Genomic DNA, 16,848 nt, shown 5'->3' with positions numbered 1-16,848 from the left:
TAATTATAGAGAGGATGAAACAGAGATTTACGGTCATCAAGCTTTTTGTTTATGCGTTTTCTTGCTGCCATCATACATTTCATATTGCAAAAAGCGACATTCTAATTTTCCATTGAAGAGCTTAATTTTTCGAGAGGGGCGTAAACCTATTTTCTTAACAGCTTCAAGATCTGCTGATATCAACCAGGCCAATGTATTAGGATAATGATTTTTAAAAGTATCTCCTATTTTTTTATAAAATGCATCGTCAGAAATGGTCAAACGTTCATCATAAGGAGGATTAAAAACGATTAAAAGCGGAAAAATCTCTTTCTTAGAATCGAAGAAGTTTTTCTTTTTTACTACAATAATATCCTCCATTTCAGCTGCTTTAATATTGACCCCCGCACTCTCTAAAGCAATTTCATCTATATCGTATCCTAAGATTTTGCCTTCAAAGGCTTTAACTCTGCTAACGCGGAAATCCTTGATTTTTGTGAACAATGCTGCATCATAGTTTTTCCATTTCATAAAGCCAAAATCTCGCCTAAAGATCTGTGCGGGTAAATCCATGGCCACCATTCCAGCTTCTATGAGTAAAGTGCCGGATCCACACATGGGGTCTAAGAAATTTCCTTTTCCATCCCAACCTGCTAACTGTAACATCCCTGCCGCCAACACTTCATTAATAGGCGCTTTTGTCTGTTCTCTTCTATATCCTCTTTTAAATAAAGGGTCTCCGCTACTATCCAGAGATACCGTTACCAACTCCCTGTCGATATGCAAATGAAATTTAATATCCGGAGTTTTGGTATCCACTGAAGGACGTTTGCGATATTTCATCACAAAGTAATCTACGATAGCATCTTTCATTTTAAACGTCATAAACTGAGAGTGAGTATAACGCTCGGAGTATACAGTCGCATCTATAGCAAAAGTTTGATCGGGATCTAAGTAATCATCCCATGGAAATTTAAAAAGTTTATCATAAAATTTATTTTCGTTAAAGGCTTTAAACGTCAACACCGGAACCAAAATCTTCAGCGCTGTGCGCAAAGAATAATTTAATTTATATAAAAAACCTAAATCTCCCACACAATTAACAGCGCGGTTTTTTATCTCTACATTTTTTCCACCTAATTTTTTGATTTCTTCCGCGAGGATATTTTCCAGCCCGAAAAAAGTTTTCACCTGTATTTCCAGATCTCCTTCTTGCATAACATAAAATATCCCACAAAAATACACATTTTAAAAAGGCTATTCCTCTTTTTCTACACAATTTGGACAATATCCCGATGCAAAAGCATTCAATTGGACCACGTGGTAAGATTTCGGGAAATCGATCATTAATTCTTCTGGCATACAACTAACCCTTTTACACTTTAAACAACGGAAGTGAAAATGATGATGCCGGTGTTCTTTTGCACAACATACTTGGCTTAAAGCAAAATACTGCTTCCCCTCATCGCTAATAATGCGATGGACAATACCATCATCACAAAAACTATTGAGAATCCTATAAATAGTCGCCCTATCCACAGAATCCCGTAGCCTGTCCTGAAAGACTTCATGACATAAAGCTCCTTTTTCAGTTTTAAGAATTTCTAAAACCTGTTGCTTGGATTTTGTATTTCTCTTATTCCCCATTTCATCCTTCAATAAAAAAATAATGCGACACTGTTGCAATATTAGTGATTTTTTCTAACTTTGCCACTACTAAAAAAAACAAAACAATGGCTTGGTTCGAAAGCTGGTTTAATACACCATATTATCATATTTTATATAAAGACAGAGATTATGTTGAAGCTGAAAACTTCATCGATAAACTATTAAATAAAATTAAGCTGCCTAAAAATTCGGCTCTTATAGATCTGGCATGTGGTCGAGGGCGACATTCTGTGTACCTCAATAAAAAGGGATACCAAGTGTTGGGGCTCGATCTTTCTGAAGCCAGTATCCGATATAATAAACAATTTGAAACCCAGGATCTGCATTTTGAAGTACACGACATGCGAGAACCCATTCCGGGTGACAAGGTAGAATGCGTAATGAATCTTTTCACCAGTTTTGGTTATTTTGAAGATGATAAAGACGATGAAAAAGTGTTTAAATCGGTTGCAGAAATATTAAAATCGGGAGGATTATTTGTTCTTGATTTTCTGAATGCGGATTATGTGAAAAACACATTAGAACCCGAATATCAGACAACTAAAGAAAATATTACCTTTAATATTCAAAAGAGAATAGAAGATAATAGGGTGATAAAAAACATTAGATTTAAGACTGAAGACAAAGATTTTCACTACCAAGAAAAAGTAAAGCTACACTCTTTTGAGAAGCTAATATCCTTAGCAGAAAAGCACCACCTTTCTTTTATCGATCGGTGGGGGGATTATCAACTTAACCCCTTCACTGAAAACACTGCACGCTGTATTATTCTCTTTCAAAAAAAATAAATGATTTATCTACTTCTTGTCCTCAGCGTACTATCTGGTATTGGCTTGGGTTACTATTTTGGAAAACAACAAAAATTAGCCAAGCGCTTACTCATTATCAGCGCGGGATTTTTACTTAGCATGACGGTCCTGGAAATTTTTCCAGAAGTTTTTGAAAGCAATACACACGCCATCGGCATATGGATATTAGGGGGTGTCATCTTGCAATTGATCCTGGAAAGCCTCACCAAAGGTTTTGAGCATGGGCATTTCCATCATCAGGAAGACAAAAAACAGATCTTCCCTATCGCCTTAATCGTCGGCATGTTTATTCATGCCTTTATAGAAGGTATTCCCCTGAGCAAAATGCCTCAGGAAATAAGCCCTTATCTCCAGGGGATTTTGGTTCACAATATCCCGATATCATTTGTAATGGGTGCTTTTCTCCTTAACGATAACTCCAATAGAAAAATAGCTTGGATCGTGATTGGTTTATTCGCCTTAGCCTCTCCTCTGGGCATGTTGCTGGGACACTATTTCACCGCAGCATCTCAGACTTATATTCTTGCCATTGTAAGTGGTATATTCCTACATATATCCTCTGTTATTATTTTTGAAGGCAATAAAAATCATACACTCGATATAGAAAAAATAATATTAGTCCTTTTGGGAATCAGCGTGGCTTATATAGGACATCTCTTTCATCATCATTAACAGGCTAAAAAACAAAGGAATGCTAAGCATTCCTTTGTTTTTTTAAAGAACGGAATTGGAGGTATTCGGGTTAAAATCTATAACCTAAAGTAAGGAATATATTATGCTGCTGATTCTTGACCGAAGTAACTACTGATTCTTTATTCGCAACCTTTACGCGACTATTATTGGAGGTTCTGGCGTAATACACTCCATCAAAAAACGGATTATCATATTCATATCGAAGATTCTGATAAGCAGCATCGATATAGAGGGAACGGAAAAAAGTGTATCCCACACCAAAGCCTAATATATTTTCCTTACCCACATACAGATTATTATAGCGTACGTTGGTAATAGATTTATCCCGGCCTAACGTTGCTATATTTCTTTCTTTGACCGGATTCTCAGCAAAGGCGTAACCGGCTCTAAGCTTAAGGTTATCAATTGTATATTCTGCACCCATTCTAAATTCATAAGCATATCGAACTGAAGTATTAAAATATTCATTTACAACCTCCTTCATACTACCCTTTTCTATAGGCGAAGTATATTTAGGTTTTGTAATTGCTTGGGAATAATCTGCGCTTAAGGTAAGGTTTTTAACAGGCATTAAAGCAGCACTTAAATTGACCTTTGCAGGTGACCTAAAATCCCTATCATCACTCACCTTTTTCTTGCCTTTTTCTAAATACTGAGTAGCCTGCCTTTCGATATTCCACCATATCGGAGATTCGAAACCTATCCCGAGGCGATACCCATCAGTCAGTTTAAAAATGGCTCCAGCAGCGACAGAATATCCCTTGGAAGATTCATCATAAGGCGTACTCTGCTTATCATAAATCACACTTGATTTGGGTTGTGAACCAAATTTCATACGATAAGTATCCCACTGAGAGAGATCTGCCTTATGATAATTAAAGCCCACGCCTAAGTAAAGCTTATCGTTATAATTTCCTCCAATGCTAATATTTGTTTTAGATAAATGCCCCACTCTGTCATATTTATGCCCATCATAAATTAGTTTATCTAGAACAGGTTTTCCATCTGAACCCGTCCAAGAGTTATCTATAAAAACATTCTTGTCTCCTGGTGAAGCTACAAAATCATCTATATTTTTTCTTACATAGCTTACACCTACATTCAGGTACTTCAATTTACTTCCTTTTAGAGGGAGTGCAATTACTCCACCTAACTGATCGAAAGTTTTTTTCTTCTTGTTATAAGAATAATCATGGTCTATCATTGTAGAGGTATTTTTATAAGAATACCGTCCCACCGTTACTTGGAGATCACCCTTAGTATAAATACCTAAACCTGCAGGGTTGATCTGTACGGAAGAAAGATCCCCCCCTAAAGCTCCCACTGCTCCTGCCATTCCGAAGGACCTGGCTGTACCTGTGGTCATATTGTTTCCATAGACTGTAGCTGCGTTACGAACCTCCGCAGCATCCTGAGCATGCAAAAACACTGCAGCAGGAAGACTCAGTAATAAAATTATTCTTTTCTGCATTTTATTTTTTATTTTCAATAAAATTAATAATTTATTTTCTATTATAAATAAAAAATAATATTTTATTTTTTTATTTTTATAAATTATAAACTAAATACTTTATTTTTTCACATCATATATCTGAATTTTATCACCTAACTATACTAATAAAACAACATATTTTAGCGCATTTTAGTTAAATTAATTCCACATTTTCGAATTGAAGCCAAATATGCTTATTTACTCTTTTTCTTGAGATTATGTAACCTCATATGGATATGCATTTATAAAACCTTTACAGAGATAAGGATGCATACCTGACATCATAAAAAAGGCTTACCAAAAATGGTAAGCCTTTTTTATGATCAGAGATGAGCTAAAAAACTAAAATTTATAGCCCATTGTAATAAATATATTATTCTGCTGGTTTTTTACTGTAGAAACGATGGATTCCTTAAAATTAACCCCCTTAGATGAAATACTAGAATCGGTGGTAAAATATTCGCCGTTAAAAAATGGATTATCGTAATCATATCGTATATTTTGATAGGCTGCATCTACATAAAAGGAACGGAAATCATATCCGATTCCTAAACCTAAAATATTTCTTTTACCAACATATAGATTATTATAGTTTACATTCTCAATCTTATTGCCCGCATGAATACTCGGTATTTCCTGCTGATCAAAAGGATTATTGGCAAAAGAATAGCCTCCTCTCAGCCGCAGCCCTGCAACTCTGTATTCAGCGCCCACTCTAAACTCAGAAAGATTTTTGGAAGAGCTATTAAAATATTGATTAAGAGATTCATTTACAGAACCTTGATCTATGGAAGAAGTATATTTTGGTTTTGAAATGCCCAATGTATAATCTATATTAAATGCAAAATCTTTGGACGGAATTAATGCCGCGCTAAAGCTTGCTTTAGCTGGTGTTCGAAAATCCCTATCATCGCTATAAATTTTAGGATCAGCATTAGAATAACTCGTATAATTCCTTTCAGTATCCCACCATGTAGGCGATTCTATAGAGAGCCCCAAACGAAAGAAATCATTCAGTTTACCGATTGCACCAACCGCCATTGAAAATCCTACAGAAGACTCATCATAAGGTGAATACTGCTTATTATAAAATACTTTTTGATCATCAGGATCAGAAGCAAACTGCATTCGATAACTATCCCATTGTCTAACATCTACAGCATGAAAATTAAGCCCCAAACCTACGTACAGTTTATTCTTATAGTTTCCCCCTACACCAAAATTGGTTTTGGTTAAATGTCCCGTTCGGTTATAGCTATGCCCATCGAAACTGACTCTATCCCGGATGCCTTGCCCCTGTAAATCCCTGTAAATATCATGATCTCCTGGGGTTTCTATATAATCGTCCAAATTCTGATTGAGATAATTGATCCCTATATTAAGGTATTTCCAATCACTTCCGGAAAGCGGAAAAGCAAGCACCCCTCCAAATTGACTTAAATTGGTGTTGTTTTTATTATAACTTAAGCTATTCTGATTTAGGGTAGAGGTATTTTTATAGGAATTAATCCCTAATGTTGCATGAAAATCTCCTGTAATATAAACCCCTAATCCAGCGGGATTCACATTGGTAGCAGAGATATCTCCGCCAATAGCTCCCATGGACCCTGCCATTCCGAGGTATCGGCTAGTACCCAAAGTCATATTATTCCCGTAAACTGTAGCAGCATTACGAATTTCTGTATTTTCCTGGGCATGTAAAAACAATACGGCAGGAAAAAGGCTTATCAATAGAACTATTTTTTTCTGCATTTTATATTTTCTTTATTCATCATAAATATAACATTTTATTCTTTATTCTCACTTTTTATCTTCTACCACCCGTTCTAAAACCATTACCGGAACCCATACTTCTCTGTCCTCCACTGCTAAATCCACTATTTCCACGGAACCCGCCATCAGAAGGCCTACTATTATTCCAAGAACGCTGGGGTACAGCCTGACGCTCCATAGAGCGGTTAAAACCATTATCTCTTCTTATCCCTGAATCTGAATCATTCCATGAGCGCTGAGGTACAGACTGTCGCTGCACTCTATAATTACCTTGGTTAGGATACCTTACACCCTGCTGGTTTCGAAAAGCTGTTGCGCCAAGATTTCCACCCACATATCGGGTTCTATAGGGCGGACGGTAATATCCTGCTCTATAATAAGCACCATAATAAGGATAGCCCCAGCCCCCAAATGGGTCGTAACCCCAACCTGGATAATAACCAGCCCATCCAAATCCTATACGCCAAGACACAGCAGGGTAACCCCAACCGAACCCCCAATAGGGATTATAAAAGTAAGGATAATACCCGCCCCAACCATAATAAGATCCCCACATACCTCCATAATAATTGTGACTGACATAAGTTTGAGTACCCGTATACTCACCCCAATCTGAATCTGTATTTACTCCATTCCAATTTTTATACCTTTCCTTTTGAGCCTTCTGATTATCCTGACCTTGCCTTATTACACTCTGCCCATTCGGTACATCATCATAAGAATAATAATCTCCTATTTGACGCTCTGAGGAAGCGTAGGTTCCATAGTCGGGTACACTATCCCTTTGAGGATCATAATAAGCTCCATCTGTTTCAGTATAACCATTCAGGTAAGATGCACAAGAAGTAAGCGTACCCATCAATGCCAAACTTGTTAACAGATTGCATCTAAACAAACTGAGCATACCAATTATCGTTTTATTGTTCATCATAACTACAAGCTTAATTTTTATCAATATATTTGCAAAATAGATTGCTAAAATTATACCAATCTCACCCAATATTATGGGATAAATATACAATTTGTTATTTAGATAAACCTTTCCAATAAAAGTTAAATTAATTGATATACAAAACATGGCAAAATTAACTTCAAGAGCTGAAGATTATAGCAAGTGGTACAACGAACTAGTCGTAAAAGCAGATTTGGCAGAAAATTCAGGTGTTAGAGGCTGTATGGTCATTAAACCGTACGGATATGCCATCTGGGAAAAAATGCGGGATGAAATGGACAGAATGTTTAAAGAAACAGGTCATCAAAATGCTTACTTCCCCATCTTCGTACCGAAAAGCTTATTTGAAGCCGAAGAAAAAAATGCTGAAGGTTTTGCTAAAGAATGCGCTGTAGTTACACATTACCGATTAAAAAACGATCCGCACCACGCGGGAAAACTTATTGTGGATCCAGAAGCTAAATTAGAAGAGGAACTCATCGTAAGACCTACTTCTGAAGCTATTATATGGAACACCTATAAAAACTGGATTCAATCTTATAGAGATTTACCACTACTCATCAATCAATGGGCCAATGTTGTTCGTTGGGAAATGAGAACCCGACTGTTTTTAAGAACAGCTGAATTTCTATGGCAAGAAGGGCATACCGCTCACGCAACAGAAAAAGAAGCGATTGAAGAAACGGAAAAAATGTTGGATGTATACGCCGATTTTGCGGAGCGCTTTATGGCTATTCCGGTTATAAAAGGATATAAAACAGAGAGCGAAAGATTTGCAGGAGCCGAGGAAACCTATTGCATTGAAGCGATGATGCAAGATGGAAAAGCCCTGCAAGCGGGAACCTCGCACTTCTTAGGTCAGAATTTCGCTAAAGCTTTTGATGTAAAATTCACCACCAAGGAAGGAAAACAAGAGTTCGCATGGGCCACCTCATGGGGTTCTTCAACACGACTTATGGGTGCCCTGATTATGACACACTCGGATGATCATGGCCTGGTATTACCCCCCAATTTAGCTCCTATTCCTGTGGTGATTATTCCTATTCACAAAAATGATGAGCAATTGACTGAAATTGGAAGGGTGGCCGATGAGGTGATCTCCGATTTAAAATCCAAAGGAATCTACGTGAAATACGATCAGCGGAATGAATATAAACCCGGCTGGAAGTTTGCCGAATATGAACTAAAAGGAGTACCAATAAGGATAGCTATTGGACCGAAAGATCTGGAAAACAAAACCGTAGAGGTTGCCCGAAGAGACACGATGAATAAACAAATTGTGCCCATCGAAGGATTAGCCGATTATATTGGAAATCTACTTAAAACAATACAGCATGATATTTTCAATAAGGCAAAAAGCTTCAGAGATGCACATATTACAAAAGTGGATACTTACGAAGAGTTTAAACTTTTATTGGAAGAAAAGGGAGGTTTCCTATCAGCACACTGGGATGGCACCGCTGAAGAAGAAGCTCAAATTAAAGAAGAAACAAAAGCTACGATTAGATGTATTCCACTTGATGGAGAGGAGGAGGAAGGCTCCTCTCTTATCACTGGAAAACCCTCTAAAAGAAGAGTATTATTCGCCAAAGCTTACTAAGAAAACTATCTACAAAGCATAAAGCGCTCTTTATATAAAGAGCGCTTTATGCTTTTTTTTACCACGAACAAAATAGTATTCCCTAATTTATACATTTCTCAGCCAATACTTATTCTTTAAAATAGTAAAATATTCACCATATTTTATTATTAGTGAATATTAAATATTATTTTTTTTGGAAAAAATCCATACAGACGGGCTTTTTCAAAAAAAACTGTATTTTTCTCTTCAAAAAAATCTTAAAATTTCATCTTTGGGGGCTTATATTAAAAAAAATGTTTATTTTTGGTTTAATAATTTTTAAACTAAACTATTATGTCTGTAAACATTATTGATCTTGTAAAAAACTATCTTTCCCCCTCTGTAGTCTCTCAAGCTGCTACCCATCTTGGGGAAAGCGAAGCCGGCGTATCAAAAGCGATTAGTGCATTCCTTCCTATTCTAGTAGGCAGCGTAGCAGATAAAGCTACATCCCCTGGACTATTGGGTCAATTAAAAGGATTGGCTTCAGGTGGAATTCTATCTAACCTAACTTCATCTATCACGGGAAATGATTCAGTCGTTTCAGGGATCACCTCTTCTCTATTCGGAAATAAAATAAGCGGCATAGCCTCTTCAATATCTAATTTTGCAGGTATTAAAGAATCCTCTGCTCATTCTTTATTGGGACTGACTTCAGCAGCTACTTTGGGCACAATTGGTAAGTATGCCACAGAAAACAATCTAAATGAATCTGAGTTTTCAAATTTACTCTCTACTCAAAAAAACTGGGTGAGCAACTTATTACCTGCAGGGCTTTCCTTAGGTGCTTTAGGATTAGGCGGTATATTTAGTGGTTTGGGAGATAAAGCTGAAAGCGTTAAAGAAACGGTAACGGATAAAATAGAAGATCTAAAACACGCATTCTCAAGTTCTGAAGGAAAAACCAACAAACCTGGGACTAGCTATACCCCTCCCAATCCTAAAAACACTGGCAGTTCAGTATGGAAATGGCTCCTTCCACTTATCTTATTAGGTTTGGTAGTTTGGTTTATCTGGAAACAATGTACACCTCCTAACAAAGGAGAGATTGATCAAGCCATCACCAATAGCGTGAATAAAGTAGCTGATAAAATAGATAGCGCTACAGCAGTCATTAAGGAGACCACCTCTATAGATTTAAACGGTATACAACTAAAAGGCTATAAAGGCGGTATGGAAGAAAAAATGGTAGAATTTTTAAAATCAGGAAAATATGCTACCACTGACAACGAAGCTTTGAAAAGCACTTGGTACAGTTTCGACCATATTAGTTTTGTAATCGGTAAGGCAGATCAGTTAGAAGCTGGATCTGAAGAGCAAATTCAAAATATCGCTACTATTTTAAAAGCCTATCCTGATGTTAAAATTAAAATTGGTGGCTACACTGATAAGACAGGAAATGAAGAAAATAACCTAAGACTTTCACAAGCCAGAGCTGATTTTATTAAAGCCGAATTGACTAAATTAGGCGTAGGGGACCAGATTGTAGGAGCTGAAGGTTATGGTAGCAAATTTGCGACAACAGACGCTAGCGCTTCTAATGAAGAAAGAGCTGTAGACAGAGTAATGAAAATAAGATTCGCTAAATAATCAATCTTATAATTGTTGTATTAAAGCCATGAAAACCGCTCCAAAGGAGCGGTTTTTATTATGAAACATATCCTAATTTAGGTTAATTTTATTACTTTTGTTAGATATAACTAACTTTTTATGATAAAAGATAAATCTCTTCATGAAATTCACGAGACTATAGACACAAAAAAACTGACTGGCTGGCGGCGGATATTCAGCTTTTTTGGCCCGGCACTCTTAGTGAGCATCGGCTACATGGATCCTGGGAATTGGGCTACCGATCTTGAAGCAGGCTCTCGATTTGGATATAAGCTTTTATTTATCCTTTTACTCTCCAATCTTATGGCATTACTGTTACAAAATCTCTCTGCCAAATTGGGTATTGTAGGCAGGAAAGACCTTGCCCAGGTTAATCAAGATCTTTATCCGCGAAAGATTAACTTTATATTATACTTGTTGGCTGAAATTGCCATTATCGCCACCGATTTAGCAGAGGTATTAGGCATGGCTTTAGGTCTGAAATTGTTATTTGGAATCGACCTGATCTGGGGGGTGCTCATTACTTTTATTGACACTCTATTAATTCTCTATCTACAAAAATTGGGAGTACGAAAGATTGAAAGTTTTATACTAGGTCTCATCTTTATTATTGCCGGCGCATTTATTTTCCAACTTCTTCTCTCCCAACCCAGCATTAGCTCTATAACAGGTGGTTTAGTACCCAAAAAACTGAGTACAGAAGAGCTGTATATTTCTATAGGGATTATAGGCGCTACAGTAATGCCCCACAATTTATATTTACACTCCTCATTAGTACAATCTCGTAAGATTGATAATGATGACGAAAGCATAAAAGAATCACTTAAATACAATTTTTGGGATTCCGCGATTTCTTTAAACTTCGCTTTCCTGGTAAATGCCGCTATTCTTATTCTCGCAGCAAGCACTTTTCACAACTCCGGAAATCAAGAACTGAGCTCCATCACAGATGCCTATAAGATGCTGGCACCCATTCTAAACAACCAGTTTGCACCTATCGCTTTTGCCATAGCTTTAATTGCAGCAGGACAATCCTCGACAGTAACAGGAACTTTAGCAGGACAAATTGTAATGGAAGGCTACCTGAATATTAAAATCAAACCTTTTCTACGTCAGCTTATCACCCGATTACTGGCGATCATTCCCTCTATTTTTGTCATTATTATTTATGGCGATGACAAGTCAGAATCCCTACTGGTGTTCTCGCAAGTAGTACTCAGCCTACAATTGAGCTTCGCGATTATTCCACTCATTTTTAGCGTGAGTTCAAAAAAAATCATGCATCATTTCAGGATAAAAACACCTATGAAAATCGCGGCCTGGACCATAGCTACAATCATTTGCGGCTTAAACCTCTTCTGGCTAGTGTCCTACTCTATGGAGGGCTTTGAGCATTTGTCACCTCAGAGCAAACTTTTAAATATACTAGGCATTATCGGTTTTCTCAGCCTGCTGATATGTACGCTTTATTACCCTCTAAAAAAAGAAAAACATGACGAAATGTCCTAAATTATATTTTGGCTTCATCTTTGTGAGGATGATTAAAAAATATCTCAATAATGGACGAAAATAAAGAAATACAAGCTGAGGATATCGCTCAAAATGAAAATATAGGGAACAACGAAACAACATCTACTGAAAATTTGACAGAAACTCCCTCTCTAGAAGACCAACTGGCAGAGGAAAAAGATCGTTATATCCGCCTGTATGCTGAGTTCGAAAATTATAAAAAAAGAACCAGTAAGGAGAAAATGGACTTTTATAAGTATGCCAACCAGGATTTGATGGTGTCCATGCTTGCTATACTGGATGATTTTGAGCGAGCGATAAAAGAACTCTCAAAAAGCGGTAATGAAGAAGACCTTAAAGGGATAGAGCTTATTTACCAAAAATTTAAAAATAAATTGATAGAAAAAGGACTAAATACTATTGAGGTAAAAACCGGGGATAGCTTTGATGTGGATAAACATGAAGCCATCACGCAAATTCCGGCACCTTCGGAAGAACTCAAAACTAAAATAGTAGACGTTATAGAGACCGGATATATGCTGCATGACAAAGTAATCCGCTTTACCAAAGTAGTAGTAGGAGCCTAATCTAAATTAAATTCTGAAGTAAGAAAAAAAATGACAAAAAGAGATTACTACGAGATACTGGGTATTAGCAAATCCGCTTCCGCTGAAGAGATAAAAAAAGCATATCGCAAAATGGCCATTCAATATCACCCCGATAAAAACCCGGGTGATAAAGCGGCTGAAGAAAAATTTAAAGAAGCTGCTGAGGCTTACGAAGTGTTAAGCGACAACAATAAACGAGCGCGATATGACCAATACGGACATGCAGGTGTAGGAGCTGGCGCCGCTGGTGGTGGCTTTGGTGGAGGAATGAATATGGAAGACATCTTCAGTCAATTTGGAGATATCTTTGGTGGACATTTCGGCGGCTTTGGCGGTAGCAGAGGTAATCGACAATCTAAAGGTAGCAACCTTAGGGTCAGAATAAAACTAAACCTTGAAGAGATGGTAAACGGTACCACCAAGACCATCAAGGTAAAAAAAATGAAATTAGCTCCTGGTGTAAGCGCTAAAACCTGCCCTACATGCCAAGGAAGCGGTGTACAAGTAAGGGTAATGAACACCATGCTGGGACAAATGCAAACCCAAACCACTTGTGGAAATTGCAATGGCGTAGGTAAAGTAGCGGACAAAATTCCACCAGGTGCCAATGAGCAAGGTCTTATAAGGGATGACGAGGAAATAAGCATTAATATTCCAGCCGGTGCCAGAGATGGCATTCAACTGAATGTTCGCGGCAAAGGAAATGATGCTCCTTTCGGAGGTAGTCCGGGAGATTTATTAGTGGTGATAGAAGAAGAGGAAGATGGCCACATCAAACGAGAAGGAGACAATCTACACCAGGAACTCTATATTTCTTTTGCTGAAGCAGCCTTGGGAACCTCTAAAGAAATACCTACTGTAGGCAGTAAAGTAAAAGTTAAAATCGATGCAGGCACCCAATCGGGAAAAATACTCCGACTTCCCAATAAAGGACTGCCGAGTATCGATAGTTATGGCAAAGGTGACATGTTTATCCATATCAATGTATGGACCCCTCAGAAACTCTCTAATGAACAAAGAAAGTTTTTTGAAGAGCAAATCAATTCCGAAGAAATGATCCCGAAACCTACGGGAAAAGAGAAAACTTTTTTTGAAAAAGTAAAAGATTTGTTCAATTAAGTCTTTTAATAATCACATAAAAGCCTGCTTTTAGCAGGCTTTTTATTGATTTATATGTTCTCAATATTTTATCTATTGTAGCGCTCTCCGTTTCTTATACGGATTATTGTTTTTCTTACTGCTAAGCTTTTATATCACTGAAAATACTGAAAAATATAATCCCCAACACCATCACCGTAATAACAATATAGAGCCTGTCTTTCTCCAGGAGAAAACCTATAAGTGAAAAAAACACCCGAAAAATAGGAGTCGCTAGAAGGGCCACTACCCCTAACTGAATAACAGCGACGGCCTTTAAATCAAATACACCTAAGAAGATACCACTAAGATTGGTATACCCAATGCTTTCACCCTTAAAAATACTATAATCAGGCAATGTCTCCCCTCCATAAGAAATGAGATACATAATGCCTCCTACTAAAACAATGAGGGAAGCTATGCTCACTCCTGCACGTAAAATTTTCCCTACCAATAACTGTATATCCTGGTCCTTCCAGTACTGTTGTGAAAAATATTTTTTCATTAGAATTTATGATTAAGGCCGTTTATTATCATTTCTAAAGCTACTCCTGCTATTGCTACAGCAAAGATAATACGCAAAATTCTCGCGTTGATATTAGGTAATACTTTGGCTCCGGTACGCGCACCTGCCAATACGCCTAGGACCACTGAAAAAGCCATACCTGGTTCCATATACCCTCTTTGTAGATAGACCACAGCAGAAGCGACTGCCGTTACGCCAATCATAAAATTACTGGTGGTCGTACTCACCTTAAACGGAATCTTCATGATACTATCCATAGCCAATACTTTTAAAGAACCCGAGCCTATTCCCAATAAACCAGATAGTACGCCTGCAAGTGTCATTAAAGAAAAACCACCCGCCACATGCGTCAGCTGATAATTTACTTTTTGTCCATCAACTGGATAACTGCTATTAAGCTTGAGTCTTTCGGACAACTTACTCCCTTGCGACAAGACTTTTTCTTTCCTTTTTCTGACGGTCATACCAGCAGAAAAGATCAGTACAACCCCAAAGATAATAGCAATAGCATTGGTGGGCATATAGATCGCAATAAAAGCACCAATAATAGCTCCTATGGTGGTGGCAATTTCCAAAAATATACCCAATCGGATATTGGTAATACCCTCTTTTACATAGGCAGAGGCCGCTCCTGATGAAGTCGCTATAGAAGCTAATAATGCCGCTCCGATGGCATATCGTATGTCTACATGAAATCCCAAGGTGAGTAACGGAATAATAATAACACCACCTCCTAAACCGGTTAAAGATCCCAACAGACCAGCCACATAAGCTCCTGCTAGGAGTATAATAGAGAAAATAAGAATGCTCATAAAGAAAAATTATTATTTAAGATATTGTGAAGTATTTTTATAGCTTGTTTTTCTTTTTTACTTTTAATAGCTAGGTAGAGTTTTTCATGCAAATAATAGCTCATGGCAAAACAACTGATACCATGAGGCTCTCTCAGCCTGAAAAAATCAGTAATCATATCGGTAAAACTCTGGTAAACCCAGAATAAAACTTTATGATTGGCTGCCTCAGCAATACGAAGATGAAATAAAATATCTGATTTGATACAGGCTTCTTTGCTCTCAAGCAGAATGGCATCTTTCTTTTCTTGGATACTCGCTTCAATCGCTTTTAACTGTTCGTCTGTCGCAGAACGACAAGCCCGTAAGACCAAGTCAGCCTCCAGCAAACGTCTCGCATCATTAATTTCATCAAACTTTGCTTTATTGAGTATATCCGGAGGGTTTAGTATCTGGCGTTTATTCACGTAAGTGCCTGATCCCTGACGCACGGTAAGCATACGAGACATGGACAATAGCTTCACCGCTTCTCTTATAGTGGAACGTCCTACTTTATAGAGATCCATCAGTTCTTTTTCGGTCGGAAGTTTATCTCCTACAGCATATTTTCCGCTTTGGATATCTTCCTGTAACCTACAGGTGACTACGTCTGATAAACTTTTTTTCTTTTCCATCTTAATCAAGAAACAGCACAAAGATATGATCTTTTCTAAAAAACATCTGATGAATTTAATACATAATTTAAATATTAATAGCTGGATTGATAGCTAAAACAAATAGTAAGAATAGCTTCGGTGAGAAGTGTTTGGCCTAAAATATAAATAGATATAGGCATTCTATAACTTTATAAGCTCAGTAGGATCATTCTTCCATTTAAAATCACAACGTCAAACAAATAAGAAATAGGTTGGGATTAAATGCATTTTGCCCCACAGAGCATGGTATTGACCTTGTTTTAATTAAACTATTCACAGAATCTAATTTATTATCTCAAGATATCGAAGCAATAAAATTTGTCTAGATTTATCAATTTTGGAATCATACTTTTGCGTAAATTGATAATAATCATAATTTTTGTGCTATTAAAAACCACAATAAATGAGAAAAGTATTATTATGCTTTGGCTTTGTACTCCCTATTTTTTATTTCGCTCAAGAAAAAAAAGATTCAATCAATAAAATGATAGGAAAACAAATTGAAGAGGTTGAAATCATTGCCAAGAAAAAATTGATTGAAAGAAAAATAGATCGATTGGTTTTTAATGTTGAAAACTCGATTTCGGCTGCTGGTGGCGATGCTATGCAAGCACTAAGTCTAATGCCTGGTGTGAGGGTGATCGATGAGAAAATATCAGTTGTTGGCAAAAACAACGTTTCTGTAATGGTAAATGATAGAATAATACCACTTTCGGGGGACGATTTAACAAATTTTTTAAAGACTATTTCTTCCGATAATATAAAAAGTATAGAAATTATCACCACCCCACCTGCTAAATATGATGCAGAAGGAAATGGAGGACTCATTAATATTGAAGTTGTTTAAACTTATTTACACAAAAAGAGTTCCGAGAAAATTAGCAATTTTGTATTACAAATCAAATAAATAATAATCTGGAACTCATCAGCAAAGATAAAATAGAAAGATGGATTTTACCTCATTTAAGCAAAGGAAAAAGAGGC

The 16,848-nt window shown here is 37.0% G+C and carries 16 protein-coding genes; 8 read left to right on the top strand and 8 right to left on the bottom strand.

Annotated elements, in window-relative coordinates:
- Nucleotides 1-36: 36 nt before the first annotated feature.
- Both GNY06_RS11030 and GNY06_RS11025 read right to left on the bottom strand, forming a co-directional pair.
- On the bottom strand, nucleotides 37-1,197 hold the full coding sequence (locus GNY06_RS11030; RefSeq protein ID WP_166520107.1) for a THUMP domain-containing class I SAM-dependent RNA methyltransferase: 1,161 nt from the start codon (nucleotides 1,195-1,197) through the stop codon (nucleotides 37-39).
- A 39-nt stretch (nucleotides 1,198-1,236) separates the two neighbouring features.
- The gene (locus tag GNY06_RS11025) at nucleotides 1,237-1,665 is read right to left on the bottom strand and encodes a Fur family transcriptional regulator (protein ID WP_244614419.1); all 429 of its coding nucleotides are present in this window, start codon (nucleotides 1,663-1,665) and stop codon (nucleotides 1,237-1,239) included.
- 47 nt (nucleotides 1,666-1,712) lie between these two features.
- On the opposite strand from GNY06_RS11025, the gene GNY06_RS11020 reads away from it, so the two are divergent.
- Nucleotides 1,713-2,435, top strand: coding sequence for a class I SAM-dependent methyltransferase (locus tag GNY06_RS11020; RefSeq protein WP_166520106.1), 723 nt, complete (start codon nucleotides 1,713-1,715; stop codon nucleotides 2,433-2,435).
- Nucleotides 2,436-3,128 carry a ZIP family metal transporter gene (locus tag GNY06_RS11015; protein WP_166520105.1) on the top strand — a complete coding sequence of 231 codons (693 nt, stop codon included), beginning with the start codon at nucleotides 2,436-2,438 and terminating at the stop codon, nucleotides 3,126-3,128.
- Between the two features lie 70 nt (nucleotides 3,129-3,198).
- On the opposite strand, the gene GNY06_RS11010 is transcribed toward GNY06_RS11015, so the two are convergent.
- From GNY06_RS11010 to GNY06_RS11000, 3 genes are all read right to left on the bottom strand, one after another.
- A complete protein-coding gene (locus GNY06_RS11010; protein WP_176590019.1) occupies nucleotides 3,199-4,620 on the bottom strand; it encodes an OmpP1/FadL family transporter in 1,422 nt (473 codons plus the stop codon).
- Between the two features lie 363 nt (nucleotides 4,621-4,983).
- Nucleotides 4,984-6,393 (bottom strand): OmpP1/FadL family transporter, encoded by a 1,410-nt coding sequence (locus tag GNY06_RS11005; RefSeq protein ID WP_176590018.1) that lies wholly within the window; start codon nucleotides 6,391-6,393, stop codon nucleotides 4,984-4,986.
- Nucleotides 6,394-6,448: 55 nt separating this feature from the next.
- On the bottom strand, nucleotides 6,449-7,345 hold the full coding sequence (locus tag GNY06_RS11000) for a vitellogenin ii (protein ID WP_244614418.1): 897 nt from the start codon (nucleotides 7,343-7,345) through the stop codon (nucleotides 6,449-6,451).
- Nucleotides 7,346-7,490: 145 nt separating this feature from the next.
- On the opposite strand from GNY06_RS11000, the gene proS reads away from it, so the two are divergent.
- The 5 genes from proS (at nucleotide 7,491) to dnaJ (ending at nucleotide 13,834) form a co-directional block, all read left to right on the top strand.
- A complete protein-coding gene (gene proS, locus GNY06_RS10995) occupies nucleotides 7,491-8,966 on the top strand; it encodes a proline--tRNA ligase (RefSeq protein ID WP_166520104.1) in 1,476 nt (491 codons plus the stop codon).
- A gap of 315 nt (nucleotides 8,967-9,281) precedes the next feature.
- Nucleotides 9,282-10,577 carry an OmpA family protein gene (locus GNY06_RS10990; protein WP_166520103.1) on the top strand — a complete coding sequence of 432 codons (1,296 nt, stop codon included), beginning with the start codon at nucleotides 9,282-9,284 and terminating at the stop codon, nucleotides 10,575-10,577.
- Nucleotides 10,578-10,697: 120 nt separating this feature from the next.
- Entirely contained in the window at nucleotides 10,698-12,107 is a 1,410-nt protein-coding gene (locus GNY06_RS10985; protein ID WP_176590017.1) for an Nramp family divalent metal transporter, read from the top strand.
- Between the two features lie 50 nt (nucleotides 12,108-12,157).
- Nucleotides 12,158-12,694, top strand: a complete 537-nt coding sequence (locus GNY06_RS10980) for a nucleotide exchange factor GrpE (RefSeq protein ID WP_166520102.1) — start codon at nucleotides 12,158-12,160, stop codon at nucleotides 12,692-12,694.
- A gap of 30 nt (nucleotides 12,695-12,724) precedes the next feature.
- Nucleotides 12,725-13,834, top strand: a complete 1,110-nt coding sequence (dnaJ, locus tag GNY06_RS10975) for a molecular chaperone DnaJ (protein WP_166520101.1) — start codon at nucleotides 12,725-12,727, stop codon at nucleotides 13,832-13,834.
- Nucleotides 13,835-13,955: 121 nt separating this feature from the next.
- On the opposite strand, the gene GNY06_RS10970 is transcribed toward dnaJ, so the two are convergent.
- From GNY06_RS10970 to GNY06_RS10960, 3 genes are read right to left on the bottom strand one after another with little or no spacing between them, the layout of a single operon-like run.
- Nucleotides 13,956-14,357 (bottom strand): DUF1634 domain-containing protein, encoded by a 402-nt coding sequence (locus tag GNY06_RS10970; protein WP_166520100.1) that lies wholly within the window; start codon nucleotides 14,355-14,357, stop codon nucleotides 13,956-13,958.
- Entirely contained in the window at nucleotides 14,357-15,190 is an 834-nt protein-coding gene (locus tag GNY06_RS10965; RefSeq protein ID WP_166520099.1) for a sulfite exporter TauE/SafE family protein, read from the bottom strand. The genes GNY06_RS10970 and GNY06_RS10965 overlap by 1 nt, the downstream gene beginning before the upstream one ends.
- Nucleotides 15,187-15,843 (bottom strand): FadR/GntR family transcriptional regulator, encoded by a 657-nt coding sequence (locus GNY06_RS10960; protein ID WP_166520098.1) that lies wholly within the window; start codon nucleotides 15,841-15,843, stop codon nucleotides 15,187-15,189. Before GNY06_RS10960 ends, GNY06_RS10965 begins: the two co-directional genes overlap by 4 nt.
- A gap of 424 nt (nucleotides 15,844-16,267) precedes the next feature.
- Between GNY06_RS10960 and GNY06_RS10955 the strand changes: the two genes are divergently transcribed.
- On the top strand, nucleotides 16,268-16,711 hold the full coding sequence (locus GNY06_RS10955; RefSeq protein WP_166520097.1) for a TonB-dependent receptor: 444 nt from the start codon (nucleotides 16,268-16,270) through the stop codon (nucleotides 16,709-16,711).
- Nucleotides 16,712-16,848 lie beyond the last annotated feature (137 nt).

It is taken from the genome of Elizabethkingia argenteiflava, from assembly GCF_009904105.1.
GTDB lineage: Bacteria > Bacteroidota > Bacteroidia > Flavobacteriales > Weeksellaceae > Elizabethkingia > Elizabethkingia argenteiflava.
Note: the sequence above shows the minus strand (reverse complement) of the source record. Positions and strands in the feature narration are given on the sequence as shown.